The sequence below is a fragment of the Streptomyces sp. NPDC087422 genome (assembly GCF_044744145.1).
GTDB lineage: Bacteria > Actinomycetota > Actinomycetes > Streptomycetales > Streptomycetaceae > Actinacidiphila.
In genome coordinates this window covers 422,976-448,534 of record NZ_JBIUXT010000003.1, presented here as the reverse complement: position 1 = coordinate 448,534, position 25,559 = coordinate 422,976, and the positions used below count along the sequence as shown (strand labels likewise).

General features: G+C 71.2%; 22 protein-coding genes and 1 tRNA gene. 12 read left to right on the top strand and 11 right to left on the bottom strand.

Annotated elements, in window-relative coordinates:
- Window positions 1-118: 118 nt before the first annotated feature.
- A complete protein-coding gene (locus ACIO6U_RS11585) occupies window positions 119-931 on the bottom strand; it encodes a DUF5324 family protein (protein ID WP_355336692.1) in 813 nt (270 codons plus the stop codon).
- A gap of 256 nt (window positions 932-1,187) precedes the next feature.
- On the opposite strand from ACIO6U_RS11585, the gene ACIO6U_RS11580 reads away from it, so the two are divergent.
- Entirely contained in the window at window positions 1,188-1,715 is a 528-nt protein-coding gene (locus ACIO6U_RS11580; protein WP_355336693.1) for a peptidylprolyl isomerase, read from the top strand.
- Between the two features lie 171 nt (window positions 1,716-1,886).
- Window positions 1,887-2,741, top strand: coding sequence for a rhomboid family intramembrane serine protease (locus tag ACIO6U_RS11575; RefSeq protein WP_401717815.1), 855 nt, complete (start codon window positions 1,887-1,889; stop codon window positions 2,739-2,741).
- Window positions 2,742-3,036: 295 nt separating this feature from the next.
- Here ACIO6U_RS11575 and crgA read toward each other — a convergent pair whose 3' ends face one another.
- Entirely contained in the window at window positions 3,037-3,294 is a 258-nt protein-coding gene (gene crgA / locus ACIO6U_RS11570; RefSeq protein WP_188281586.1) for a cell division protein CrgA, read from the bottom strand.
- 215 nt (window positions 3,295-3,509) lie between these two features.
- Between crgA and ACIO6U_RS11565 the strand changes: the two genes are divergently transcribed.
- The 5 genes from ACIO6U_RS11565 (at window position 3,510) to ACIO6U_RS11545 (ending at window position 7,338) form a co-directional block, all read left to right on the top strand.
- Entirely contained in the window at window positions 3,510-4,214 is a 705-nt protein-coding gene (locus ACIO6U_RS11565) for a DUF881 domain-containing protein (protein WP_355336695.1), read from the top strand.
- Between the two features lie 120 nt (window positions 4,215-4,334).
- Window positions 4,335-4,535 carry a hypothetical protein gene (locus tag ACIO6U_RS11560; protein WP_355336696.1) on the top strand — a complete coding sequence of 67 codons (201 nt, stop codon included), beginning with the start codon at window positions 4,335-4,337 and terminating at the stop codon, window positions 4,533-4,535.
- Window positions 4,532-5,209 (top strand): aminodeoxychorismate/anthranilate synthase component II, encoded by a 678-nt coding sequence (locus ACIO6U_RS11555; protein WP_401717811.1) that lies wholly within the window; start codon window positions 4,532-4,534, stop codon window positions 5,207-5,209. Before ACIO6U_RS11560 ends, ACIO6U_RS11555 begins: the two co-directional genes overlap by 4 nt.
- Window positions 5,206-6,600, top strand: a complete 1,395-nt coding sequence (locus ACIO6U_RS11550) for a class E sortase (protein ID WP_401717808.1) — start codon at window positions 5,206-5,208, stop codon at window positions 6,598-6,600. Before ACIO6U_RS11555 ends, ACIO6U_RS11550 begins: the two co-directional genes overlap by 4 nt.
- A 36-nt stretch (window positions 6,601-6,636) precedes the next feature.
- Window positions 6,637-7,338: a class E sortase gene (locus ACIO6U_RS11545; protein WP_391041969.1), complete on the top strand. Its 702-nt coding sequence runs from the start codon at window positions 6,637-6,639 to the stop codon at window positions 7,336-7,338.
- A gap of 82 nt (window positions 7,339-7,420) precedes the next feature.
- On the opposite strand, the gene pknB is transcribed toward ACIO6U_RS11545, so the two are convergent.
- The 6 genes from pknB to ACIO6U_RS11515 form a co-directional block, all read right to left on the bottom strand.
- The gene (gene pknB, locus ACIO6U_RS11540; protein ID WP_391158751.1) at window positions 7,421-9,412 is read right to left on the bottom strand and encodes a Stk1 family PASTA domain-containing Ser/Thr kinase; all 1,992 of its coding nucleotides are present in this window, start codon (window positions 9,410-9,412) and stop codon (window positions 7,421-7,423) included.
- Window positions 9,413-9,675: 263 nt separating this feature from the next.
- Window positions 9,676-11,142 carry a penicillin-binding protein 2 gene (locus tag ACIO6U_RS11535; RefSeq protein WP_355336701.1) on the bottom strand — a complete coding sequence of 489 codons (1,467 nt, stop codon included), beginning with the start codon at window positions 11,140-11,142 and terminating at the stop codon, window positions 9,676-9,678.
- Entirely contained in the window at window positions 11,139-12,524 is a 1,386-nt protein-coding gene (locus ACIO6U_RS11530) for an FtsW/RodA/SpoVE family cell cycle protein (protein WP_355336702.1), read from the bottom strand. The genes ACIO6U_RS11535 and ACIO6U_RS11530 overlap by 4 nt, the downstream gene beginning before the upstream one ends.
- A 79-nt stretch (window positions 12,525-12,603) precedes the next feature.
- A complete protein-coding gene (locus tag ACIO6U_RS11525) occupies window positions 12,604-14,142 on the bottom strand; it encodes a Stp1/IreP family PP2C-type Ser/Thr phosphatase (protein ID WP_355336776.1) in 1,539 nt (512 codons plus the stop codon).
- 57 nt (window positions 14,143-14,199) lie between these two features.
- The gene (locus ACIO6U_RS11520) at window positions 14,200-14,727 is read right to left on the bottom strand and encodes an FHA domain-containing protein (protein ID WP_355336703.1); all 528 of its coding nucleotides are present in this window, start codon (window positions 14,725-14,727) and stop codon (window positions 14,200-14,202) included.
- Between the two features lie 10 nt (window positions 14,728-14,737).
- Complete coding sequence (locus ACIO6U_RS11515; protein ID WP_355336704.1) at window positions 14,738-15,661, bottom strand: DUF3662 and FHA domain-containing protein; 924 nt, start codon at window positions 15,659-15,661, stop codon at window positions 14,738-14,740.
- Between the two features lie 416 nt (window positions 15,662-16,077).
- Between ACIO6U_RS11515 and ACIO6U_RS11510 the strand changes: the two genes are divergently transcribed.
- A tRNA-Leu gene (locus ACIO6U_RS11510) sits at window positions 16,078-16,161 on the top strand.
- Between the two features lie 307 nt (window positions 16,162-16,468).
- Window positions 16,469-17,044: a TerD family protein gene (locus ACIO6U_RS11505; RefSeq protein WP_401717802.1), complete on the top strand. Its 576-nt coding sequence runs from the start codon at window positions 16,469-16,471 to the stop codon at window positions 17,042-17,044.
- 177 nt (window positions 17,045-17,221) lie between these two features.
- Here ACIO6U_RS11505 and ACIO6U_RS11500 read toward each other — a convergent pair whose 3' ends face one another.
- Window positions 17,222-17,662, bottom strand: coding sequence for a MarR family winged helix-turn-helix transcriptional regulator (locus ACIO6U_RS11500; RefSeq protein ID WP_355336706.1), 441 nt, complete (start codon window positions 17,660-17,662; stop codon window positions 17,222-17,224).
- A gap of 51 nt (window positions 17,663-17,713) precedes the next feature.
- Window positions 17,714-21,070 carry a SpoIIE family protein phosphatase gene (locus ACIO6U_RS11495; protein ID WP_401717799.1) on the bottom strand — a complete coding sequence of 1,119 codons (3,357 nt, stop codon included), beginning with the start codon at window positions 21,068-21,070 and terminating at the stop codon, window positions 17,714-17,716.
- A gap of 149 nt (window positions 21,071-21,219) precedes the next feature.
- On the opposite strand from ACIO6U_RS11495, the gene ACIO6U_RS11490 reads away from it, so the two are divergent.
- The 3 genes from ACIO6U_RS11490 (at window position 21,220) to ACIO6U_RS11480 (ending at window position 24,341) form a co-directional block, all read left to right on the top strand.
- Window positions 21,220-22,722, top strand: coding sequence for a DUF2252 domain-containing protein (locus ACIO6U_RS11490; protein ID WP_401717796.1), 1,503 nt, complete (start codon window positions 21,220-21,222; stop codon window positions 22,720-22,722).
- Window positions 22,723-22,963: 241 nt separating this feature from the next.
- Complete coding sequence (locus ACIO6U_RS11485; protein ID WP_391041946.1) at window positions 22,964-23,788, top strand: hypothetical protein; 825 nt, start codon at window positions 22,964-22,966, stop codon at window positions 23,786-23,788.
- 220 nt (window positions 23,789-24,008) lie between these two features.
- The gene (locus ACIO6U_RS11480; protein WP_355336710.1) at window positions 24,009-24,341 is read left to right on the top strand and encodes a rhodanese-like domain-containing protein; all 333 of its coding nucleotides are present in this window, start codon (window positions 24,009-24,011) and stop codon (window positions 24,339-24,341) included.
- Window positions 24,342-24,356: 15 nt separating this feature from the next.
- Here ACIO6U_RS11480 and ACIO6U_RS11475 read toward each other — a convergent pair whose 3' ends face one another.
- Entirely contained in the window at window positions 24,357-25,511 is a 1,155-nt protein-coding gene (locus tag ACIO6U_RS11475; RefSeq protein WP_401717792.1) for an acyl-CoA dehydrogenase family protein, read from the bottom strand.
- Between the last annotated feature and the right edge of the window lie 48 nt (window positions 25,512-25,559).

The following is a 25,559-nucleotide window of genomic DNA, read 5'->3' as shown; positions in this document are numbered from 1 at the left end:
GCCCGAAAACGACAGCAACCGCCCCGCTGGGGACGGTTCTCACCCGCGCCACGGCGCGATCAGCCGTGACGTGCCACACACGTCACGGCTGATCGCGCGATTCGTCCCTCGTCGGCGGTTAGGGGTAGGTGCCGCCCCGGCCCTCGTCGTCGGGGCGGTCGGCGTCGGCCTGCTTGGCCTCGACCTCGGGGTCGAGGCCATCGGCCTCGAGGGAGCCGTCGACCTGGTCGATCGTGCCGTTCGGCGAGGACCCGTTGGGGTGGCCGACCGGCTCGACGACGGTGAGGGTGCCGCTGCTGTTCACGGGACCGCGGTCGGCGACGTCGGTCGCCTCGGGCGGCTCCACCAGCCAGTCCGGGTTGGTCTGCTTCGACCACCACTTCCAGGCGGCGAAGGCCGCACCGCCGACGAGACCGGCGACGACGAGCCCGCGGAAGACCCGGCCGGTGCGCTCGCGGCGCACCCGCCTGCGGACCAGCCCGTCGATCTCGGCCGCGGTCACCTGGCCGCGCAGGGCGTGCAGCGCGGCGGCACCGCGCAGCACCGCCTCGTCCTTGGCCGGACCGGCGACCGAGCGGGTCGCGGTCACGGCGGACTCCACCTTGGGCGCGGTGTAGTCGGCCGCCGCCCGCACCTTCGGCGCGGTGTAGTCGGCGGCGGCCCGCGCGCCGCGGCGGGTCCGCTTGGCGGCGGTGCCGAGCGCGTCGGCGGCCTTCGGCGGCACGGCCGACTTCGCCTGTTCGCGGGCCTGGTCGACCCGGTCGGCGAGATGGGCGTCGTACTGCTGCCTGGCCAGTGCGCCGGCCTGCTGCGCGTAGTACGCGGCGTTGTCCTTAGCCGTGCTCGCGTACGGCGCCGCCACCTCCGCGGCATGCCGCACGCTGTCCTTGGTCACGTCGGCTGCGTGGCGCACGCTGTCGATGCGGGTCACGGGATCCTCCTCCTCGGTGGCGTACGGTTTTCGCCTTTCCACCCAGTTTGAAATCATGCCTGTCGATGGCGGGTCCGGCATGTGTGGACGCGCATACGGGTCAGGTACCCGTTCCGAGCGGTCCGTCCCGGTGTCCGGGAGGGCCTTCGGGGCGCGCCGCCGGCTCCCTTGCCACGGACCCTCGGGGAACCCCGCGCGCGCCACCGCGTCCGTGAAAGGATTTGTCCCTGTCAGCGAAGACTATGGAAGGTAGACCGTGGCCGAGCAGCTCTACGCCACCCTGAGGACCAACCACGGCGACATCGTGATCCGGCTGCTGCCGAACCACGCGCCCAAGACGGTGGACAACTTCGTCGGGCTCGCCGAGGGCACCCGCGAGTGGACCGACCCCCGTACCGGCCGGCCTTCCACGGCCAAGCTCTACGACGGCACCGTCTTCCACCGCGTCATTTCCGGCTTCATGATGCAGGGCGGCGATCCGCTGGGGAACGGCACCGGTGGTCCCGGCTACGAGTTCGCCGACGAATTCCACCCCGACCTGGCCTTCGACAAGCCCTATCTGCTGGCGATGGCCAACTCGGGCCCGGCCACCAACGGCTCGCAGTTCTTCATCACGGTCGCGCCGACCACCTGGCTGACCCGTAAGCACACCATCTTCGGCGAGGTCGCGGACGAGGCCAGCAAGAAGGTCGTCGGGTCGATCATCGGCGCGCCGACCAACCCGCGCACCGACCGGCCGCTGGACGACGTCATCATCGAGACAGTCGTGATCGAGAAGCGCTGACGCGGCCCGCCGCCCCGCGGCCCGTATCCCGTACCCTTCGGAAGCACCTTCGGGGAACGTCTCAGGGGAACGTCTTCGGGAACATCGCGCCCCGCCCGCACGTAGGAGTGGGCGGGGCGTCTCAGCGCCTCCGCGCCGCATCGCGAGGCGCTTCATTCAGGGAGAAGGCTCATGGACCAGGCGGTCTGCTGCTACCGGCACCCGGACCGGGAGACCGGTATTCGCTGCACCCGGTGCGACCGGCCGATCTGCCCCGAGTGCATGGTCAACGCGTCGGTCGGCTTCCAGTGCCCGGACTGCGTCAACGAGTCCAGCCGGCACACGGCGGCGCCGCGTACGGTCGCCGGCGGCACGGTCGCGGCCGACCCGTTCCTGATCACCAAGATCCTCATCGGCCTGAACATCGCGGTGTTCCTGCTGGTCCAGGCGGTCGGCGACCGGCTGGTCTACGACCTCGGGCTGTACGCGGTCTGCGGCAACGACCCGTTCGGACAGCACGGCTGCATCGGCGTCGCCCAGGGCCCCGACCAGTGGTACCGCCTCATCACCTCGGCGTTCCTGCACCAGGCGGTCCTGCACATCGGCTTCAACATGCTGTCGCTGTGGTGGATCGGCGCCCCGCTGGAGCGGATGCTCGGCCGGGCCCGCTATCTCGCGCTCTACCTGGTCGCCGCGCTCGGCGGCAGCGCGCTGGTGCTGCTGCTCGCCCCGTCGTCGCTCACCCTGGGCGCCTCGGGCGCGGTCTACGGTCTGTTCGGCGCGACGGCCGTGTTCATGCGGCGGATGCGCTACGACATGCGGCCGGTGCTGATCCTGCTGGCGCTCAACATCGTGTTCACCTTCACCTGGGCCGACGTGAGCTGGCAGGGCCACATCGGCGGACTGGTGGCGGGCACCGCGATCGCCATAGGGATGGCCTACGCGCCGCGTGAGCGCCGCGATCTGGTGCAGTGGGGGACCACGGCGGCGGTCCTGGTGGTCTCGATCGCGCTCAGCGTGATCGCTGTGGCACAGGTCACGTCCTGAGGGACGGATTCGCGGCCGTGGACCCGTGTCCATTGGCGTTGATCACACGTTATCCACAGCGTGTAGGCGGGTCTTCGCAAGTTGTGCACAAGTCGTCGGAAGGCCGTGTTTCACGCCCGCACAAGCCCAAGATCAGCGAAAGACCGGTGGCCGACGTCCTGGCCACCGGTCGTACCGGCGTCAACCTCGTAGAGGTTATCCACAGATCTTCCGACCTTTTCCCCACTGTGGATAACCGTGTGGACAAACGTCCGGCAGCACGCCGACGCGGCCCCCGGCACCCCGCTGGGGACGGCTACTTCCACTGGGTGGACACGACGAACCCACCCGCGATGAAGCCGAAACCGACCACGATGTTCCAGTTGCCGAACGCTTCGACGGGCAGACTGCCCTGCGTCACGTAGAACAGCACGATCCACGCCAGACCGACGATGAAGAACGCCAGCATGAGCGGCGCGACCCAGTTGCGGTTGGTGTTGAACTTTATGGCGGTGGCCGTCTTCGCCGGTGGCGGCGTGAAATCGGCCTTCTTGCGGATCCGTGACTTCGGCACGAGGGACGCTCCTGTCGATGCGCTGCGTAACCGCGCGGGTGTGCGGGGTAAGCCGGGCGGGTTCTGGGCCTGGTAAGGGTCACTACCGCTTCCGGGCGTCCGTTAGCGTAGTGCTTCCTCGGGTTATAAGGAGACAGGGTACGGTGACGGATTCAGACGGGGTATCCCCCACCCCCTCCTCCCGTCCTGCCCACCGCACCGTAGCGCTGCGGACCATGAGTGCGGGAGTCTTCGCGCTCGCCGGACTGATCTTCTGGACCAGCTTCAACACCGCCAAGGGCGTCGACATCCGCAGCGACGACCCGCTGCCGAAGCTGTCCGACACCGTACGTACCAAGAACACCCGTAATCAGCAGCTGGAGGACCAGCTCTCCGGGGTGCGCAAGGACGTGGACCGGCTGACCCGGCAGGGCGACGGCGTCAGCCCCGCCGAGCGGGCCAGGCTCGACGCCCTCGACAAGGCGGCGGGCACCGGCAAGCTGACCGGCCCCGCGATCGACGTGACGCTCAACGACGCCCCGCCGAACGCGACCGCGCTGGTCCCCGGCGTCCCCGACCCGCAGCCCAACGACCTGGTCATCCACCAGCAGGACCTCCAGGCCGTGGTCAACGCGCTGTGGCAGGGCGGCGCCCAGGGCATCCGCGTCATGGACCAGCGGCTGATCTCCACCAGCGCGGTGCGCTGCGTCGGCAACACCCTGATCCTCCAGGGCCGCGTCTACTCCCCGCCGTACCGCATCACCGCCGTCGGCGACCAGGCCAAACTGCGCAAGGCGCTCAACGACAGCCCGGCCATCCAGAACTACCTCCAGTACGTGAACGCGTACGGCCTCGGCTGGAAGGTCGGCGCGCAGAAGCGGACGACGCTGCCCGGTTACTCGGGCTCGACCGACCTGCACTACGCGGAGCCGGCGTCGTGAGCGGCGGGCGTCCCCGGCCGAAGCATTGGCGAACGCATGCCGAAGCCTTTGTCCAGCCGGGCCCCCTATCACGCCGATCTCCCTTTACTCTGTTCCGGGGAAGAGGAAGGAAGGCAGCGCATGTACGGCTGGATCTGGCGGCATCTGCCGGGTAACGCGTGGGTGAGGGCTCTGATCTCGCTCGTGCTCGCCCTGGCCGTCGTCTACCTCCTCTTCCAGTACATCTTTCCGTGGGCGGAGCCGCTGCTGCCGTTCAACGAGGTCACCGTCGACAACGGGATGGCCGTCGTACGCGAGACGGGGACGGCCGCTGTCCGATGAGCGCACGCATTCTCGTGGTGGACAACTACGACTCCTTCGTCTTCAACCTGGTCCAGTACCTCTACCAACTCGGCGCCGAGTGCGAGGTGCGGCGCAACGACGAGGTCAAGCCCGCGCACGCGCAGGACGGTTTCGACGGCGTACTGCTCTCGCCCGGCCCCGGCACGCCGGAAGAGGCGGGCGTCTGCGTCGACATGGTGCGGCACTGCGCGGACACCGGGGTGCCGGTCTTCGGCGTGTGCCTCGGCCTCCAGTCGATGGCCGTCGCGTACGGCGGGGTCGTGGACCGCGCGCCGGAGCTGCTGCACGGCAAGACGTCGCTGGTGACGCACGACGGGACCGGCGTCTTCGCCGGGCTGCCGTCGCCCTTCACCGCGACCCGCTACCACTCGCTCGCCGTCGAACGCGACACCGTGCCCGAGGAGTTCCGGGTCACCGCGTGGACCGAGTCCGGCGTGATCATGGGGCTGCGGCACCGGGACGCGGCCGTCGAGGGCGTGCAGTTCCACCCGGAGTCGGTGCTCACCGAGTGGGGCCATCTGATGCTGGCCAACTGGCTCGCCGAGTGCTGTGATCCGGGGGCCGTCGGCCGCTCCGAGGGGCTGGCGCCCGTGGTCGGTACGGCGGGGGGCGCCGGAGGTTCGGGGAGTCCTGCGGGGAGGGCCGGGGCGTGACCACGCTCCGCCCGGAGCGCCCCTCGGACGGCCCGATGTCCTATGAGGACACCGGGCAGTTCAAAGCCGTTGTCGAGCAGCTCGACGACCCCCTGAACGACCCTCTCCCCGGAAGACCCCCCGCGGTTTCCGAGCCGACCTACGACGAACCGGCGTACGAGAAGCCGGTGTTCGACGAGCCGGTCTTCCCGGAACCGGCGTACGAGAAGCCGGTCTTCCCCGAACCGGCCTACGAAGAGCCGGTGTTCGACGAGCCGGCCGCGCCCTGGTTCGTACCCGAGGAGCCGCCGCAGGCGGCCCCGCCTCCTCCGCCGCCCCCGGTCCGGCCCGTCACCGCGGACGAGGAGCTGGACCTCGGCACGGCGACGGTCGTGCGGCCCGTCGTACGGCCGGTCGAGCAGCCGGCCGTCGAACCGCCCGCGGACGACGTACTCGAATCCGTCTTCCCCACCACGGAGTCGGCCCCGGAACCGGCCCCCGAGCCCGCGGGTCCCGGGCCCGGTCCGGCGCCGGGTCCCGCGCTCGGCCCCGACGGCGAGGGCGGCCGGGCCGCGCGGCGGAAGGCGGCGCAGGCACAGCAGCGCGGCGGCGCCGGACACGGCGGCCACCGCGCCAGGGGCCGTACGCCCGGCGGCGCGGCCGGTGCGGCCCCCGCCGGAGCCGTCCCGCTCAGCCGGGTCGAGGCCCGCAGGGCCGCGAAGGCCGCCAAGGAGAGCCCGGCGGTCGTCGTCAGCCGTATCGTCGGTGAGCTGTTCATCACCACCGGCGTGCTGATGCTGCTGTTCGTCACGTACCAGCTGTGGTGGACCAACGTCCGCGCGCACCAGCAGGCCAGCGGCGCCGCGAACAACCTCCAGCACCAGTGGGACGCCACGAAGGACGACCCGAACCGGGTCCCCGGCACCTTCTCGCCCGGCCAGGGCTTCGCGATCATGTACATCCCCAAGCTGGACGTCAAGGCGCCCATCGCGCAGGGCGTCTCGAAGCACAGTGTGCTGGACAAGGGCATGATCGGCCACTACGACGGCGTGTTGAACACCGCGATGCCGTGGGACAAGTCCGGCAACTTCGCGGTCGCCGCCCACCGCAACACCCACGGTGAACCGTTCCGCTACATCAACCACCTGGTGCCCGGCGACAAGGTCGTGGTCGAGACGGCGGACACCTACTACACGTACGAGATCACCAGTTCGCTGGCGTCCACCCCGCCGTCCAACATCAGCGTGATCAAGCCGGTGCCGACCGGCTCCGGCTTCACCGGGCCCGGCCGCTATCTGACGCTGACCACCTGCACCCCCGAATTCACCAGCACCAACCGGTTGATCGTCTGGGGAAAGCTGACCGAGGAACGGCCGCGCAGCAAGGGCAAGCCCGACGCGCTGGTGGAGTGATCCATGCTCCAAGCGGAACTTGAGGAACGGAACGGCGTGACCACGACCAAACGCGGCGGCCGGGGGCCCATCGCGGCCACCATCAGCGTCATCGGCGAACTCCTCATCACCGCGGGCCTGGTGCTCGCGCTGTTCGTCGCCTACTCGCTGTGGTGGACGAACGTCCTCGCCGACCGCCATGAGCACAAGGCGGCGGACAAGGTCCGGCAGGACTGGGCCCGGACGCCCGACGCGGGACCGGGGAGCCTCGACACCAAGGACGGCATCGGCTTCCTGCACGTCCCCGCCATGGGCAAGGACTACGAGGTGCTGGTCAAGAAGGGCACCTCGACCAAGGTCCTCAACGAGGGCGTCGCCGGTTACTACACCGACCCCGTCCCCGCCGCGCTGCCGACCGCCAAGACCGGCAACTTCACCCTCGCCGCCCACCGCGACGGCCACGGCGCCAAGTTCCACAACATCGACAAGATCCACGACGGCGACCCGGTCGTCTTCGAGTCGAAGGACACCTGGTACGTCTACAAGGTCTACAAGATCCTCGACCAGACCTCGAAGTACAACGTCGCCGTCACCGACCAGGTCCCCAAGGAGTCCGGCAAGACCACGCCGGGCCGCTACATCACCCTCACGACCTGCACCCCCGTCTACACCTCCCGCTACCGCTACATCGTCTGGGGCGAACTCGTCCGCACCGAGAAGGTCGACGCGGCCCGCACCCCGCCGGCCGAGCTGCGGTAGGCGCGTACGGCGACCCACGTGAAAGGGGGGCGGCCCGCACACCAGGTGTGCGGGCCGCCCCCCTTTCACGTACTGCCGGGGGTCAGCCGCCCCCGCCGTTGCCGTTGCCGCCGACGGCGATCAGCTTGACCGGCTGGCCCTCGGAGAGCTGCGCGCCCGCTCCGGGGTCGACCGAGATGACCATGGCGTTGTCGCCGACCGGGTTGCCGCCAGGACCGACTGCGGAGACCTGGAGGTTCAGGCCGAGCCCGTCGAGTTCGGCCTTTGCCTGACCCACGGTCTTGCCACCCAGATCCCCGGGCATCTGCTTCTGCGGGTCCTGCGTCTGCGGCGGGCCGGACGAGACCGTCAGGACGATCGAGGTGTCCAGGGCGATCGGGCCCGCGCCCGGGTCCGGGGTCTGGGCGGTGACGCTGCCCTTGGCGGTCGTGTCCGAGGGGACGTCCTGCGGCGCGCGGGTGATGTTGGTGAAGCCCTGCGCCTTGAGCTGGGCGACCGCGTTGTCGTACGGGACGCCCTTGACGTCGGTGGGCGCCTTCTTCTCGGGGGCCACCGCGACGGTCAGCGTGATCGTCGTGCCCTTGGGCTGCTTCGTACCGGCCTTCGGGGTCTGGTCGAGGACGGTGTCCGGGTCTTCCGTGGTGGTCGTCTTGTTCTTGCGGTCGACCTCGAAGCCCTTGGCGGTGAGCTGGCTCGCCGCCGAGTCGTACTTGTCGTTCTTGACGTCCGGGACCTCGATCGGCGCCTGGCCCTTGGACAGGACGACCGTGACCGTCTTGTCGTCCGGGATCGCGGCGTCGGCGGCCGGGGTCTGCTTGCAGACGAGGTTCTTGTCGATGCTGTCGCAGAACTCGGCCGGACCCTGGACGATCTTCAGATCGACGTTGGTGGCCTTGGCCTGCGCGTCGGTGAGGGACGCGCCGACCAGATTCGGCACGGTGCCGTTGTCCGCGGCGCCGCTGCCGCTGAACAGCGCCTTGCCCAGGAAGATCGCGCCGACCAGGACCAGGATGCCCGCGACGACCAGCAGCACCGTGGAGGTGTTGTTGCCGCCCTTCTTCTGCCGGCGGCGGTCCGGGCGGTCGTCGTAGCCGTAACCGCCGTCCTCCTCGCGCAGCGGCGGAAGCATGGACGTGTGCTGGTCGTTCTGCGACGGCATCGCCGTGGTGGCCTGGCTGTCCGGGTAGCCGTACCCGTAGCCGACCGAGCCCATCGCCGCCGTGGCGGCCACCGGCTGCCCGTCGAGGGCCGCCTCGATGTCGGCGCGCATCTCGTCGGCCGACTGGTAGCGGTAGTTCGGGTCCTTGGTCAGCGCCTTGAGGACGATCGCGTCCATCGCGGGCGTGACCTCGGGGTCGTACACCGACGGCGGCTGCGGCTCCTCGCGCACGTGCTGGTAGGCCACCGCGACCGGGGAGTCGCCGACGAAGGGCGGCCGCACGGTCAGCAGCTCGTAGAGCAGGCAGCCGGTCGAGTACAGGTCGGAGCGGGCGTCGACCTGCTCGCCCTTGGCCTGCTCGGGGGAGAGGTACTGCGCGGTGCCGATCACGGCCGCGGTCTGCGTCATGGTCATACCGGAGTCGCCCATGGCGCGGGCGATGCCGAAGTCCATGACCTTGACCTGGCCGGTCCTGGTGAGCATGACGTTGGCGGGCTTGATGTCGCGGTGCACGATGCCGGCCCGGTGGCTGTACTCCAGGGCCTGGAGGATGCCGACCGTCATCTCCATGGCGCGCTCGGGCAGCAGCTTGCGTCCGGAGTGCAGCAGCTCACGCAGGGTGGAGCCGTCCACGTACTCCATGACGATGTACGGGATCGAGACCCCGTCGACGTAGTCCTCGCCGGTGTCGTACACGGCGACGATCGACGGGTGGTTGAGCGAGGCGGCCGACTGGGCCTCTCGGCGGAACCGGGCCTGGAACGACGGGTCGCGGGCGAGGTCCACCCGCAGCGTCTTCACGGCGACAGTGCGGCCGAGCCGGGTGTCATGGGCGAGGTACACCTCGGCCATGCCACCACGGCCGAGCACTGAGCCCAGCTCGTACCGGCCGCCGAGGCGACGCGGCTCTTCCATAGCTCTGCCCTCTCCTCAAACCCGTTCTTGACCCAAAACCGGTAATGCCGTGCCCTGCGGATGCTCGGGCATACGCTACCGGGCGTTTCTGGTCCCTTCGCGCCCTGCCCGCCCGCCGATACCCGACCGGTACCTGTCCGGTACGTGCGCCGGTCCCGGGGGCGGTCTCCGGACCGTTTCCGGCGCCGGGACCGGGCCTGACACCGGGTTCGACGCCGGGCCGGGGACCGTGCCGGGGACCGGGCCTGCCGGGCGGCGGGCCCTCACTTGTTGAGGACGGCCTCCATGACCTTCTTGGCGATCGGCGCGGCCAGACCGCCACCGCTGACGTCGTCGTGGTTGGCCGCACCGTCCTCGACGACGACCGCGACGGCGACCGGCGACCCCTGGTCGGTCATCGCGTACGAGACGAACCAGGCGTACGGCGTGCCCTCGTTGTTGATGCCGTTCTGCGCGGTGCCGGTCTTGCCGCCGACCTTGACGCCGGAGATCTTGGCGTTGGTGCCGGTGCCGGAGTTGACCACCGTCTCCATCATCGTCTGGAGTTTCTGCGCGTTCTCCGGCGACAGCGGCTGCGACATCTCGCTCGGGTTGGTCTGCGAGATGGTGCTCAGATTCGGCGCCACCAGCTTGTCGACCATGTACGGCTTCATCAGCTTGCCGTTGTTGGCGATGGCCGAGGCGACCATCGCCATCTGGAGCGGAGTGGCCGCGGTGTCGAACTGGCCGATGGAGGAGAGCGCGACCTGGTCCTTGGTCATCTTGGTGTCGAAGTTGCTGGCGTTCGCGCGGACCGGGACGAACTGCTCCTTGTTGAAGCCGAACTTCTCCGCCTCGTCGACCATCGCCTGGAGGCCCACCTTGTCCGCGCCCAGGTGGCCGAAGACGGTGTTGCACGAAACCCGCAGGGCGTCGATCAGCGACGCTTCCTTGCAGGGGATGTTGCCCTCGTTCTTCAGCGGGGTCGTGGTGCCGGGAAGGATGTAGGGCAGCGGGGTGTCGGTCTTCGCGTTGATGTCGGTCACCGCGCCGTTCTCCAGCGCCGCGGCGGCCGTCACCAGCTTGAACGTCGAACCCGGCGGGTACGTCTGGCGCAGCGCGCGGTTCTGCGTCGGGTCGTCGGGGTCGTTCTTCTTGTCGAGCGCGACCCAGTTCTTCTCGTCGGTCTTGGAGTTGCCCGCGATGGTCGACGGGTCGTACGACGGGGTGCTCGCCATGGCCAGGATCGCGCCGGTGCCGGGGTCGAGCGCGACGACCGCGCCCTTCTTGTTCCCCAGGCCCTGGAACGCGGCCTTCTGCGCCTTGGCGTTCAGCGTCGTGACGACGTTGCCGCCCTGCTTCTCCTTGCCGGTCAGCAGGTCGATGGTGCGGTTGAAGAACAGCCGGTCGTCGTTGCCGGTGAGGAACTTGTCCTCGACGCCTTCGAGGAAGGTGGTGCCGAACGCCTGCGAGGCGTGGCCGGTGACCGGCGCCCACATCGGGCCGTCGACGTAGGTCCGCTTGAACTTGAAGTCGCTGCCCGTGGTCTCGGTGTGACCGGTGATCGCCTTGCCGCCGTCGACGATGATGTCGCCGCGCGGCTGGGCGTACTGGTTGATGGCGACCCGGCGGTTGTGCACGTCGTTGGAGAGCTGGTCGGCCTGGACGAACTGCACGTAGTTCACGCGCAGCAGAAGGGCGAGGACGAGCAGACCGCAGAAGACCGCGACCCGTCGGAGAGGCTTGTTCACTGGGTGCGCACCACCTGGGTCGGTTCGGCATCGGGGGAGGGAGCCGGGCTCGGGGCCGGACGGCGGGCGGTGTCGCTGATCCGCAGCAGGATCGCGACCAGCGCCCAGTTGGCGATCACCGAGGAGCCGCCCTGCGCCAGGAACGGCATGGTCATACCGGTCAGCGGGATGAGCCCGGTGACGCCGCCCGCGACCACGAAGACCTGGAGCGCGAAGGCGCCCGACAGGCCGATCGCCAGCAGCTTGCCGAACGGGTCGCGGGCCGCGAGGGCCGTCCGCACACCGCGCTCGATCAGCAGGGCGTACAGCAGCAGGACGGCCATCAGGCCCGCCAGGCCCAGCTCCTCGCCGACGGTGGCGAGGATGTAGTCGCTCTTCGGCGCGATGCCGCCGATCAGCCGGGAGTAGCCCTGGCCGAGTCCCGAGCCGAAGATGCCGCCGGAGCCGAACGCGTACATCGTCTGCGCGGTCTCGGTGACACCCCCGTTGGACGCCAGTTGCAGGGGGTGCAGCCAGTTGTGGACGCGCTCCTTGACGTGCGGCTCGATCGAGGAGACGACGACCGCGCCGCCCGCGCTGAGCAGCAGGCCGAAGACGATCCAGCTGGTCCGCTCGGTGGCGACGTACAGCATGATCACGAACAGGCCGAAGAAGAGCAGCGAGGTGCCGAGGTCGGTCTCGAAGACCAGGATCAGCAGGCTGATGCCCCAGATCACCAGGATCGGGCCGAGGTCGCGGCCACGCGGCAGGTACAGGCCCATGAAGCGGCGGCTGGCCAGCGCCAGCGCGTCCCGCTTGACCATCAGGTATCCGGCGAAGAAGACGGTGATGACGATCTTCGCGAACTCACCGGGCTGGAGCGAGCCGATGCCCGGCAGCGTGATCCAGATCTTCGCGCCGTTCACCCCGGGGAAGAAGATCGGCGCGACCAGCAGGGCCAGCGCCACCATCATCGAGATGTACGTGTACCGCTGGAGGATGCGGTGGTCCTTGAGGAAGACCAGCACGCCGACGAAGAGCGCCACTCCGAGCGTGGACCACATGAGCTGGTTGGGCGCCATGGCCTTGCCCAGCGACGGCTCCTGGTCGAGCCGCCAGATGAGCACCAGGCCGAGGCCGTTGAGCAGCGTGGCGATCGGCAGCATCAGCGGGTCGGCGTACGGCGCGAATTTACGGACCAGCAGGTGCGCGATCCCCGCGAGCAGACCGAGGCCGAGGCCGTAGCTGAGCAGCCCCGCCGGGACCGAGTCGTTCTTGGCGAGCCCGACGTTGGCGTAGGCGAAGACCGGGATGAGCACCGCGAAGACCAGCAGCGCCAGTTCGGTGTTGCGACGGTTGGGCGCGCCGATCGACGTGATGGTGGTGGTGTTGCTGGCGCTCATGACGAGCCGACTCCTCCTGCTGGTCCCGCCGCCGGCGCGCTCGCCGGTCCCCGCGGGGCTTCCGGTGCGCGACCAGCCGCTACTGCTGGCTCGTACCGCACTGCTGGGCCAGCTTCTTCTCGTCGGGCGTCAGCGGCGGCGTGGGGTCCGCCGTCGGGGTGGCGCTGCTCTTCTTCGCACCCGGCGTGCCGGTGGTGCCCGCTGCGGGCATCTTGTCCTCGGCGGCCTTCGCCGCCGCCTTGGCCTGGTCGGCGAGGGTCTTGGCCGTCGCGACCTTCTTGCAGACACCGGCCTGCGTCGCCAGCTCGTCGGCCTTGTCGTCGGCCTGGCCGAGGCTGCTGAGCGCGATGGTGTCCTGGACCTGCTTCTGCTGGTAGGCCGGTAGGTACTTTAGTTCGATGTCGGGGCGGTCCTTGTGGACCTTCGACAGCTTGATCCAGGCCAGCTTCTGGTCGATGCCCTGGTACACGGCGACGTGGTCGCCCTTGGCGCCGACGTAGTACTGCGTCTGCGTCCACGCGTAACCGCCGTACAGACCGCCGGCGATGACGGCGAGCACGATGACGGTGATCGCCGTGCGCTTGGGCCACTTACGGGTCTTGGCGGGCTTGGTCTGGCCGTCGTCGTCGTACGACCCGAAGGTGCCCAGCGGCGCGGCGCCGGCCGCGCCGGGTTCGCCGCTGCCGGGCGGCCCGAAGGAGCCCGCGGGGCCCTGCTGCTGCGGCGGGGGCGTACGGCCGAGCTCGGAGGCGCGCCCCGCCGGGGTCTGGAGGTGCCGCGGGTCGCTCAGCGGGAGCTGGGTCTCGGCGACCGCGCCGACGACCACCGGGGTGTCGTTGAGCTGCGCCGCCAGCGTGTCGCCGTCGTCGGTGTCCAGCACGTCCGCGACGATGCAGGTGATGTTGTCGGGTCCGCCGCCGCGCAGCGCGAGCTGGATCAGCTCCTGCACGGTCTCGTGCGGCGCCTGGTACCCGGCGAGGGTGTCCTCCAGCGTCTGGTGGCTGACGACGCCGGACAGGCCGTCGGAGCAGATCAGATACCGGTCGCCGACCCGCACCTCGCGGATCGACAGGTCGGGCTCGACGTGTTCGCCACTGCCCAGCGCGCGCATCAGCAGGGAGCGCTGCGGGTGGGTGGTGGCCTCCTCCTCGGTGATCCGGCCCTCATCGACCAGCCGCTGCACCCAGGTGTGGTCCTGGGTGATCTGGGTGAGGACGCCGTCCCGGAGGAGATACGCGCGGGAGTCGCCGACGTGCACCAGGCCGAGCCGCTGGCCCGTCCACAGCAGCGCGGTCAGCGTGGTGCCCATGCCTTCGAGCTGCGGGTCCTCCTGGACCATGTGCAGCAGTTGGTCATTGGCCCGCTGCACGGCGGTGCCGAGCGAGGTGAGGATGTCGGAGCCGGGGATGTCGTCGTCGAGCGTGACGATGGTGGAGATCACCTCGGACGAGGCGACCTCGCCGGCGGCCTGTCCGCCCATGCCGTCGGCAATCGCGAGCAGACGCGGACCGGCGTAGCCGGAGTCCTCGTTCCCCTCGCGGATCATGCCCTTGTGCGAACCGGCGGCGAAACGCAGGCTCAAAGACATGCGCACCTCCCCCGTCGGCTCCGGGTACATCCGCACGCTGCCCACCCTCTCGCTCGCGCGTCGTGGCTCCGCTCGCCCATAGTGCGACTACTTCCGCAGCTCGATGACGGTCTTGCCGATGCGGATCGGCGCACCCAGCGGGACAGGGGTCGGCGTGGTCAGCCGGTTCCGGTCCAGATAGGTGCCGTTCGTGGATCCGAGGTCCTCGACGATCCACTGGCCGTCGCGGTCCGGGTAGATCCTGGCATGCCGACTGGACGCGTAGTCGTCGTCGAGCACAATCGTCGAGTCATGTGCCCGGCCGAGGGTGATCGTCTGGCCCTGCAACGCGACCGTCGTCCCCGCGAGCGAGCCCTCGGCGACCACCAGTTTGGTGGGGGCGCCGCGGCGCTGGCGGTTGTTCTGCGGCTGCTGCCGCGGCTGGGCCTGCGCGGCGGCGGCCTGCTGCTGGCGCTGCTGCGGAGGGCGCGACTGGCCGTCCCCGCGGCGCGCCGCTCGCTGGGTCACCCGGGTACCGAAGAGGTCGCTGCGGATGACCTGCACCGCGACGATCACGAACAGCCACAGAACGGCGAGGAAACCCAACCGCATGACCGTCAGGGTCAGCTCTGACATTGCCCCCGCTTCACCCTTCGGCTTGCCTGTACACGATGGTGGTGCTCCCCACGACAATGCGGGAGCCGTCGCGGAGCGTAGCGCGCGTGGTGTGCTGTCCGTCCACCACAATGCCGTTTGTCGACCCGAGGTCCTGGACCACGGACGGCGTTCCGACCCGGATCTCGCAGTGTTTGCGCGATACGCCCGGGTCGTCCACCCGCACGTCGGCCTCCGTGGAACGGCCGAGAACGAGCGTCGAGCGGGAGATCTGGTGGCGGTTGCCGTTGATCTCGATCCAGCGGCGGGTGGCCGCGCCGGGGGCCCCCGCGGGAGCGCCGGTGCCGGGCAGCCGCGTGACGGGCGCCACACCGTGACGGGCGCCACCGCCGCCGGGGGGCGGGGCCGCGGGCATCGGCGGCGGACCCGAGGGCCGCTGCGGTCCGCCGGGCTGCGCGTACGTCGGACGCTGCGGCGCCTGCGGCTGGTGCTGCGGGCTCTGCTGGTACGAGGGGGCGGCCGGGGCCTGGTGGGCGGCCTGGTGGGCGGCTTGGGGCGCGCCGCCCTGGTGCTGCGACTCGCTGGAGGCCAGCGTGCGGCTGCGCACCCGGTAGAGCCCGGTGTCCAGGTCGTCGGCCCGCTCCAGGTGCACCTTGATGGTGCCCATGAATGTGTAGCGCTGCTGCTTGGCGTAGTCGCGGACCATCCCGGCCAGCTCGTCGCCGAGCTGCACCGCGTACGGGCTCAGCCGCTCGAAGTCGCCGGAGCTGAGCTCCACGATGAAGTCGTTGGGCACGACGGTGCGGTCACGGTTCCAGATCGTGGCGTTGTTGTCGCACTCGCGCTGGAGCGCGCCCGCGATCTCGACGGGCTGCACCTCGCTCTTGAACACTTTGGCGAAGGTGCCGTTCACCAGGCCCTCCAGGCGCTGCTCAAAGCGCTTCAGTACTCCCACGGGGCACCTCCCTCCTCGCGACCTTCCGGCCCAACGATTTCCGATACTGCTTACTGATCGTATCCACGCGCGGGAAAAACCTGTGGTTCCCCGAATCCCCTGGACCGGGCAGTGTCAACCCTCACACCGCCCGCGCCTCCTCCGCCGTCCCCCACTGGGATGGTAGATGCGCGTTCTGTCCATGGTGCCCGGTTCGCCGTCGTTCACCGCCGCCCTGTCCCCTCCCAGTGTCCCGCACCGCCCCCGGGTCCCTCTCCCACCTGCCCCCGCCCGGCTCCCGGCACTCCCCGGGCCGCCCGAACGCATGTGATTCCACCCCGGACCTCGTGCTAATCTTCTGCATGTCGGGAGGCCCTCCCACACCACTCGGACCCACCGGTCCGGACCGTGTGTGAGAATCAAACGGCAACACCCATGCGCGGGTGGCGGAATAGGCAGACGCGCTGGATTCAGGTTCCAGTGCCCGCAAGGGCGTGGGGGTTCAACTCCCCCCTCGCGCACAAAGAGGTACCGACGAGACGGGCCTCCGGAAGTGACGAAAGTCGCGACCGGGGGTCCGTTTCTCATTCCCCGGCGGGCCGGCTCCGGCCGGCAGGTCGCCTTCCCCCCGCCGATCCCCGCGGATCGGTCACGGCGGACGGCCCCGCGCGGCGCATCCCGGTGACGTACTGAAGGCCCGGGGGATCGAACGGCGGCGAACGGTGGCATCGGGGCGGGAACCGGTGCAGGGTGGTGTGCGTTGGAGTCATTGGGCAAAGGAATCGTCAAGTGGCGCGGCCCGCGCCGGATTGAGCAGGGAGATACACCATGGGTGTCAGCCTCTCCAAGGGCGGCAATGTCTCACTGACCAAGGAGGCCCCCGGACTCACGGCGGTCACTGTCGGCCTGGGCTGGGACGTGCGCACGACCACCGGTTCGGACTTCGACCTGGACGCGAGCGCGCTGCTGCTCGACGCCACGGGCAAGGTCCTGTCGGACAAGCACTTCATCTTCTTCAACAATCTCAAGAGCCCGGACGGCTCCGTCGAGCACACCGGTGACAACCTCACCGGTGAGGGCGAGGGCGACGACGAGGCGGTCAAGGTCAACCTGGCCACCGTGGCCGCCGAGGTCGACAAGATCGTCTTCCCGGTCTCGATCTACGAGGGCGAGAGCCGTCAGCAGAGCTTCGGCCAGGTGCGCAACGCGTTCATCCGCGTCGTCAACCAGGCCGGCGGCGCCGAGATCGCCCGCTACGACCTCACCGAGGACGCCTCCACGGAGACCGCGATGGTCTTCGGCGAGCTGTACCGCAACGGCGCCGAGTGGAAGTTCCGGGCCGTCGGCCAGGGCTACGCCTCCGGCCTGCGCGGTATCGCCCAGGACTTCGGCGTCAACCTCTGACGTGACGCCGTCGTTTTCGACGCGGCGCTTGACGTAGAGTCGGGCTCGTAGCGGCCCCGCCCGCGACCGTGCAGGTCGCGGGCGGGGCCGTTTTCGCTTGAAGGGCCCGTGCTTGACGAGGCTGCGCGTGACGGGCCCGTGCGTGACTGGCCCTTGTAGGACGCGCCCGCCCGCGGGTTACGGCAGCGGGTGCGCCGCCGCGTCCGCGTTGTAGCGGACCAGATACGCGGCGAAGCGCGCCAGATCCTCCGGGTCCCAGGCGGCCAGCCGCTCCTGGAAGATCTCCTTGCGGCTGACCCGCGCCGCGGCCAGCGTCTCGATCCCGTGCTGCGCGAGGTGCAGCACCTGCACGCGGTGGTCGGTGGCGTCCACCCGGCGCTCGATGTACCCGAGCCGTTCCAGCGCGGCCACCTGGCGGCTGACCGTGGACTTGTCGAGCAGATAGTGCGCGGCGAGGTCCGTCGCCCGGCAGCCCTGCTGCTCCTCCAGGTGCGCGAGGATGGTGAACGACACCAGCGACAGCTCGGGGTGCATGCGCGCGGCCGTGGCACGCGCCCGGCGCGCGAAGGCGGTCAACTCCCGCTGGATGCTCTCCACGGACGCCTCCCGTGCGGACATCGCGGCCACTCCATCCCGTCTCCACCTGCGCCGTTGTGGGACGCAACGGTATCAAGCGGGCAACGGAAGTTCGAACCAGACGACCTTCCCGACCGCCTTCCTGCTGGTGCCCCAGCGCCGCGACAGATTCGACACCAGCGCCAGCCCGCGCCCCTGCTCGTCGTCGGCGTCCGCGCGCTGCAACTGGGGCAGATTGTGGTTGTCGTCGCTGACCTCGACCAGCAGCTTCCCGACCCGCATCAGCCGTAGCTCGACCTCGTACGAGGCGGCCCGGATCGCGTTGGTGACCAGCTCGCTGACCAGCAACTCCGTGGTGTCGCTGAGGCGTTCGAGGCCCCACGCGGCGAGCTGGCGGCGGGTCAGGTCGCGGGCGGTGGCGACCTCGGCGTGGTCGAGCCGCAGCGTCCACTCGGCCACGTCCCGCGGCGCGATGCCCTCGAACCGGGCGACGAGCAGCGCCACATCGTCCCTGCGGTCCTCCGAGTGCAGGCGCGCGAGGATCTGCGCGCAGACGTCCTCGGGGGTCTGCTCCGGCTCGATGACGGTGGCGCACAGCGCGGCGAGCCCCGCGTCTATGCCCTGGCCGCGCACCTCGACGAGGCCGTCCGTGCACAGCACCAGCCAACTGCCGTCGGGCACCGGGATCTCCACCGTCTCGAACGGCACCCCGCCGACGCCGATCGGCGCGCCGCCGGGGATCTCCAGCAGCTCGGCCCGCCCGTCGTAACCGACCAGGACCGGCGGGATGTGACCGGCGTTGGCGAGCGTGAGGCTGCGGTGGATCGGGTCGTAGACGGCGTAGACGCAGGTGGCGAGGTGCTCGGTGCCGAGCCGGTGCGCCAGGTTGTCCAGGTGCCGCAGCAACTGGGCGGGCGGCAGGTCCAGGGCGGCCATGGTGATGACCGCCGTACGGAACTGGCCCATGACGGCCGCTGCCTGAAGGCCGTGGCCCATCACGTCGCCGACGATCAACGCCACGCGCCCGCCGGGCAGTTGGATGGCGTCGAACCAGTCGCCGCCGACCTGGGCCTGCCGGTCGCCCGGCATGTAGTGGTGCGCGATCCGGACACCGGGAATCCGCGGCGGCCGGGTGGGCATCATCGAGCGTTGCAGCGTGGCGGCGGCGCGCGATTCCTGGCGGTGCAGGCGGGCGTTGTCGATGTGGACGGCGCCGCGCGCGACGACCTCGGTGGCCGTGGCGGCGTCCCGCGCGTCGAACGGGCGGCGGCCGGGGCCGCGCAGGAAGCAGACCCGGCCCAGTACGGTGCCGCGCGCGGTGAGTGGCGCCACGATCATCGAGTGTCCGGGCAGCAGCGGGCCGAGCGCGGGCACGCCGAGGTCGAGCGCTATGTCGGGTGCGACCGAGGAGTCCACGACGGGGACGAGGACGTGGTCGCCGAGCCGCGGCACGATCCCGTCGACGGCGAGGGAGAGCAACTCGCCCTCCGGCAGGGCCGTTTCCCACGGTCCGGGCGGTCCGTCGTGGGCGATGGCGACGCGCCGGACGAGCACGGTGGCGGCCGGGCGGTCGTCCTTGGGCGGTTCGGAGTCGGAGAAGAGCTGGTCCACGATCAGGACGGCCGCGAAGTCCGCGAAGCGCGGCACGGTCACCGCGCACAGCTCGCGGGCGGTGGTCTGGAGGTCAAGTGTGGAGCCGACCACCGCGCCGGTCTCGCGCAGCAGCGCCAACTGCTCGTCCAGCGCGGTGCCCGGCAGGTGGGAGCCGTAGGGGCGGCCGAGCACGTGGCTGCCGAGCGGGTGGGCGCCGGACGCGGGGCCGCCGGGTTCGGGTCCGAACGGGGCGTGTCCGTAGGGGGGTTGGCCGAAGGGGGCCTGGCCCGGTGGCGTGCCGAGCGGCTGGACGGACGGCGGGCCGCTGAGGACCGGGGCGAGGCCGGGCGCGAAGCCGGGGGCGAGACCAGGTGTGAACTCGGTCGGGGACAGCGGCTGTTGGCCGGTCAGGGCGTCCGCCGAGCCGTTGGGGCCGAGGTCGGAGGTCAGGGAGGTGAGGGAGGCGAAGGGCACGGCGGTCAGTGCCGAGGCGCTGGAACGGTCGCCTGCGGGGGCGGCCTCCGCGCCGCCGTTCGCCCCGTGGACGTACTCGGGGTCGCGGCCGGGGCCGTACGCGGCGGCGTGTCCGGGGGTCTGATCGGGGGGCTGGCCGTGGCCGGGTCCGGGTGCGGGTCCGGGGCCGTGTTCCGCTCCGGGGCGCGGGCCGGGCAGCAACTCCCTGCGCAGGGACGGGTCCTGCTGGTCGGCGCGGGCGGCGGCGGCCATGCGGGCGTAGTCGTGCGGGGTGACCGGGAGCCGTGTGCCGCCGTCCACTTCGAGCGCCGGGGGACCGAGCGGCGCGATCTGCCGGACGAGCCGGTCGAGCCGTCCCGCGCTGACGCCGGGCAGTACGGTTCCCAGCCGGGCCGCGAGGGCCAGCGCCTGCGCCGGGTCGGCGACGCTGCCCAGGACGGCGGCCACCGAGATGTCCTGACGCTGCGGGCCTTCCGCGGTGTAGGGGAGTAAGCGACCGCCGAGCGCGATCCGCAGGCCGCCCGTGCGCAGCGGTTTGGCGTGCGCCGCGATGGCCAGCAGGCTGCGTCCGCCCGGCTCGGCGACGCGGTACGTCCACCACAGGACGTCCTTCAGCGCGCCGTCCCGGTCGGTGGCCGCGAGCGCGCCCGCCCACGCGGGCTGCGTGAGGTCGTCCAGCAGGTCGAGGGTGTCCTGGTGCGGCGAGGACGAGGTGCGCGCGACGCCCGCGGCGGACCGGGCGGGTGTCAGCAGCCCCGAGGCCCGGTGGCCGAAGACGTGATCCCAGCGGTGCCCGAACAGCTCCTCCGCGCCGCGGTTCCAGTACGAGATCCGGCCGTCGGGGTCGACGCAGAGGACGGCGAGGCGCAGCAGGGCGGCCACTCCGGTGAGGCCGTCGCCGAGCGGGCTCCGGCCGTTGGTGCCCCGGCCGTTGGCGCTCCGGCCGCCGGGGACTTGGGTGGTGGGGCCTGGGGCGTTGGGGCCTTGGGCATGGGGAACCTGGCCGTCGGACTCTCGCGTGTGGGGACCCGCGCTGTCGTGACCTGCGCTGTCGTGACCTGCGCTGTGGGGCGCGTCGAGGCTCGTACGGACGCTGTCCGTACCGGCGTGCTCCGTACCGGCCCTGTCCGTATCGACGTCCTCCGTACGGCTGCTGGTGTCGCTGCCACCGGTCGGCGGGTGGTCGGAGGCATGGGGGTCGCGCCGTGGGTGCCGCTCGGTGCCCTGGCGCGGCCGGTCTGCCTGTGCCGACTCGTCGGCCCGGGGTTCCGGATGCTCCGGTTGGTCGTGGAGGTCCTGCTGTTCGCGCTGTTCGTAGCGGGCGGAGCGGTCCGTCCGGTGTTCTGCGTCGCTGGCTGCGGGCTGCCGGGTGATCTCGTCCAACGTCGTGCACCTGCGGTTCGGCGCTGAGTAGGGTCCTGACGTCAAGGCAAGCACGAAACCCTGTGCGGGGTCGACCTATTGGCCGGATTACCCCCGGCGGTGGGGATTTGGCGTCCGTCCGTTGACGTGGGCGGTGGGGAGGGTGACCGGTGGATTCGAGAGTGCCGCACGTGGCGGGATTCGCGCGATGGCCGCATGGGGCGTCGCCGAAGCGGGCGGGGAAGGCGCTGCGGGAGAAGGTGCCGCGCGCCGCGCACGGCCGGCCGCCCTCCGGCATGTGGCGCGACACGGCGGACGTCGTCCCCGCGGTGGCCGGCGCGCTCGCGGCGACCGTGCCCCGGACCTCGACCGGGCCCCGGACCTCGGCCGCCCCCTGGACCTCGACCGCGCCCTGGACCTCGGCCGCGCTCCGGGCCGTCCACGACTCCAACGCGGGCCGGATACCCGAGCTGATACCGCTGCGCGTCGGCCGTATGGCCGCGAGCCCCTTCGCCTTCCTGCGCGGGTCCGCCGGGCTGATGGCCGCCGACCTCGCCGACAGCCCGGTGACCGGTGTCGGCGCGCAGATCTGCGGTGACGCGCACGCCGCGAACTTCGGCCTCTACGGCGACGCCCGCGGCCGTCTTGTCATGGACATCAACGACTTCGACGAGACTGTCGTCGGCCCCTGGGAGTGGGACGTCAAACGGCTCGCGGCCTCGCTGGTGCTGGCCGGGCGGGAGGCGGGCGCGGCCGAGGACGTGTGCCGGGCGGCGGCGTACGGCGCGGTGGGCGCGTACCGGCGGACGATGCGGCTGCTGGCGACGCTGCCCGTGCTCGACGCGTGGAACGCCATCGCCGACGAGGAACTGGTCACCCACGCCGACGCCCGCGACCTGCTCGGCACGATCGAGCGGGTCTCGGCGAAGGCCATGGCCAACACCAGCGCCAGATTCGCGGCGAAGGCCACGGCGGCCGTGGACGGCGGCGGGCGGCGCTTCACCGACGCGCCGCCCGTGCTGCGCCGGGTCGCGGACCGCGAGGCGACGGCGGTCGCGGGCGCCCTGGACGGCTATCTGCGGACGGTCGGCGAGGACCGGCTGCCGCTGCTCGCCCGTTACTCCGTCCACGACGTGGCCTTCCGCGTCGTCGGCACCGGAAGCGTCGGCACCCGCTCGTACGTGGTGCTGCTCCTCGACCACCTGGGAGAGCCGCTGGTGCTCCAGATCAAGGAGGCCAGGGCGTCGGCGCTGCTGCCGTACGTGGCCAAGGCCGGATTTCCGGCCGGTCCGGTGGGGCACGAGGGCCGCAGAGTGGTGCTGGGCCAGAAACGTATGCAGGTGGTGAGCGACTTCCTGCTGGGGTGGACGGACGTGGACGCGGTGCCGTACCAGGTGCGGCAGTTCAGGAACCGCAAGGGCAGCGTCGATCCCGCCGGGCTGGAGCCGGGTCTGCTCGACGACTACGGGCGGATGACCGGCGCCCTGCTGGCCAGGGCGCACGCCCACAGCGCCGACCCCCGGCTGATCGCGGGCTACTGCGGCAAGGGCGAGGCGCTGGACGAGGCCGTCGCGGACTTCGCCGTCGGCTACGCGGACCGTACGGAGGCGGACCACGCGGAGCTGCTGGCGGCGGTCCGGTCGGGGCGGCTGCCGGCGGAGCTGGGGGTGTAGGGGGTTCCCCGGCCGGGGAAACCGGGGTGTCCGGGGCGTCCGGGTTGCCTGGGGCGTCCGGGTTGCCTGGGGCGTCCGGGTTGTCAGGGCGGTGTCAGGGCCGGGCGGTGCGAGCCCGTACGGGGGCGGGCGCGCGGGTCGGCGCAGGTGGGCGGGGCGCCGTGGCGTGATCCGTGCGGGCGGGCGCTGCCGCGCCCCGCGGCCCCGCGAAGATCGGCGGTGCAGGGCCTAGGCTGTCCGAGTGACGAACAGCTCAGGAACCGAGTCCTCCGCCTCTTCCGCCACCTTCGCCGGACCCTCCGAGCCCGGCTCGCAGGATCGGCTGGCGAAGGCGGTACGCGCGGCTGAGCAGGCGTTGATCGAATTCGAGATCGCGGTCGAGACCTTCCGGGTCGAGGTGGAGAACTTCTCCCGGCTGCACCACCAGCGGCTCGGCCCGATGTACGCGCGGCTGGACGAGCTGGACGCGCTGGTCGCGGAGGCCGTCGCCGCCCACAGCGGTGAGCGGGAGGACATCGAGCGCGCCTGGGAGGCCAGGGCGCTGGTGATGCCGATGCCGGGCGTCGAGGAGCTGTTCGGCGGGCTGCTCGGCACGGACGGGGTACGGCCGGTCGACGACCCGAACCCGCCGCGCCGCGTCCGCCCCGGCAAGGAGGCGCAGCGCCTCTACCGCGAGCTGGCCCGCAAGGCGCACCCCGACCTTGCCCAGGACGAGAAGGAGAAGGAGCGCCGCAGCGCCTTCATCGCCCGCGTCAACGAGGCGTACGCCTACGCCGACGAGGACGCGCTGCGCGCCCTGTCCGCGGAGTGGGACGCGGGTCCCGTCGCGGACGAGGAGCTGCCGAGCGAGGCCGAGGTCCTGTACGCCCGGCTGGAGTGGCTGGCCGAACGCAAGGAGAAGCTGGCCGCCATCGCCGTCGAGCTGGACGAGAGCGCCATCGGCCAGATGATGAAGCTCTCCCCGGACGACCCCGACGCCCTCCTCAACGAGATCGCCGAACAGCTCCTGACCCAGGTCGCCCAACGCGAGGCCCGCCTGGCGGAACTGGTCCGCGACCCCGAATAGCGCCCTCTGCGGCCCGCTCGCACGACTCGCGCTTCCGTCCGGACGCCCCCTGCGGGCCCGGTCCCGGTGCGGGGGCCGGGGGACCCCGGGGAATCGGGCGGGGCGGGGGGTGGTTGGGGGCTGAGGTAGGTTTTTTCGGGTCAGCCAGTGATCTGGTGAGCCAAGGTGAGCGGGTCGCGGTTTCGCGGGCCGCGATTTCGTGCCCAGGAGGCCGCGTCCGATGTTCCGCTCTGAGCTGCCCGCGGTGGATGCCGCCGCCGTACCGGCCGACGCGATCCTGCTGGACGTGCGGGAGAACGAGGAATGGGCGGCCGGTCACGCCGAGGGCGCCGTGCACATCCCGATGGGCGAGGTCGTCTCGCGGATCGGTGAGGTGCCGGAGGGCGGCCGGGTGCACGTGGTGTGCCGCGTCGGCGGTCGCTCCGCCCAGGTCGCGCAGTACCTGATCGCCCAGGGCGTGGACGCGGTGAACGTCAGCGGCGGCATGCTCGACTGGGAGGCCGCCGGCCGCCCGGTGGTGGACGGCAGCGGCAGCGACGGCTTCGTCCTGTAAGCAGCCCCGCAGGGGTCACGTGGTCAGCGGATGGGCGGCGATCAGGTCGCCCAACGCCTCCTCGTGGGCCGCGGCCGGCCCCAGCGCCAGCTCCCACTGCTTGGCCCACGCGTGGTACCGGTGCAGCGGATAGTCGGTGTCCGCGCCGAATCCGCCGTGCAGGTGCTGCGCGGTCTGTACGACCCTGCGGACGCCCTCGGCCGCCCAGATCTTCGCCACCGCCACATCACCCGCGACCGGCAGGGGTCCGGGCGCCGAGGTGCTGAGCCGCCAGGCCGCCTGCCACAAGGTGGCCTCCATCGCCCGCAGGTCGATGTAACGGTCGGCGGACTGCACCGCGACCGCCTGGAACGTGGCGATCGGATACCCGAACTGCTGCCGCTTCGAGGCGTACGCGCTGGTCATCCCCAGCACCGCCTCCCCCAGCCCGAGCGCCAGCGCGCAGGTGCCGACGGTCAGCGCCTGCCGCAGCCACTCCCAGGCGCCGTCCGCGTCCAGCACATCCGTCGCGGGCACCCCCACACCGTCCAGCGTGACCTCGGCGAACCGCTCGCCGTTGGTGGAGACCTGCTCCGCCAGCGCCACCCCGTCCGCGTCCAGGGGAACGACGGCCACCACCGCCGCGCCGTCCGCCGTGTGCGCGGGCACCAGCACCAGGTCGCAGCTCCGCGCCCACGGCACCCCGGTCTGCACCCCGTCGAGCACGAAGCCGCCGCCGTCGGTGCCGCCGATGTCCACCCGCTGTGCCCGGACGGCGAGTTCGGCCCCTTCGTGCCCGCTGCGGCCGTTGGCGGCGACGGTGAGGACGGTCTCGCCGCGACCGGCCGCCGCCAGCAGCCGTTCGCGCAGGGGCGCGGAGCCGTAGCGCTGGACGGCGAGCGCCCCGGCGCAGCTCTCCAGCAGCGGGACCCGCGCCAGCACCCGCCCCGCCTCGCGCAGTACGAGGCAGAGCGCGATGGGGTCGAGCCCCGCCCCGCCGTACGCCTCGTCCAGCGTCAGGCTCAGCAGGTCGCCGTCGGCGAGCTTGCGCCACAACGCGCGGTCGAAGTCCTCGGCGACAGCGCCGGGGGTCAGCGCGGGGCTGGGCACCCCGTCCACCGCCACCCCGGAGAAGACGGACTTCGCCGCCTCGACCGCCGCCAATTGCTCCTCGGTGAAGCCGAAGTCCACGATCCGCTCCTCCCGCCACCAATTCTGACGATGCGTCAGATTAGGGCG

Excerpts from the sequence above, each read along its gene's own strand:
- ACIO6U_RS11505 (WP_401717802.1), top strand. The coding sequence starts at position 16,469 with ATGGGTGTCAGCCTCTCCAAGGGCGGCAATGTCTCACTGACCAAGGAG.
- ACIO6U_RS11480 (WP_355336710.1), top strand. The coding sequence starts at position 24,009 with ATGTTCCGCTCTGAGCTGCCCGCGGTGGATGCCGCCGCCGTACCGGCC.
- ACIO6U_RS11555 (WP_401717811.1), top strand. The coding sequence starts at position 4,532 with ATGAGCGCACGCATTCTCGTGGTGGACAACTACGACTCCTTCGTCTTC.
- ACIO6U_RS11530 (WP_355336702.1), bottom strand. The coding sequence starts at position 12,524 with ATGAGCGCCAGCAACACCACCACCATCACGTCGATCGGCGCGCCCAAC.
- ACIO6U_RS11525 (WP_355336776.1), bottom strand. The coding sequence starts at position 14,142 with ATGTACCCGGAGCCGACGGGGGAGGTGCGCATGTCTTTGAGCCTGCGT.
- ACIO6U_RS11520 (WP_355336703.1), bottom strand. The coding sequence starts at position 14,727 with ATGTCAGAGCTGACCCTGACGGTCATGCGGTTGGGTTTCCTCGCCGTT.
- ACIO6U_RS11560 (WP_355336696.1), top strand. The coding sequence starts at position 4,335 with ATGTACGGCTGGATCTGGCGGCATCTGCCGGGTAACGCGTGGGTGAGG.
- pknB (WP_391158751.1), bottom strand. The coding sequence starts at position 9,412 with ATGGAAGAGCCGCGTCGCCTCGGCGGCCGGTACGAGCTGGGCTCAGTG.
- ACIO6U_RS11575 (WP_401717815.1), top strand. The coding sequence starts at position 1,887 with ATGGACCAGGCGGTCTGCTGCTACCGGCACCCGGACCGGGAGACCGGT.
- ACIO6U_RS11500 (WP_355336706.1), bottom strand. The coding sequence starts at position 17,662 with ATGTCCGCACGGGAGGCGTCCGTGGAGAGCATCCAGCGGGAGTTGACC.
- ACIO6U_RS11565 (WP_355336695.1), top strand. The coding sequence starts at position 3,510 with ATGAGTGCGGGAGTCTTCGCGCTCGCCGGACTGATCTTCTGGACCAGC.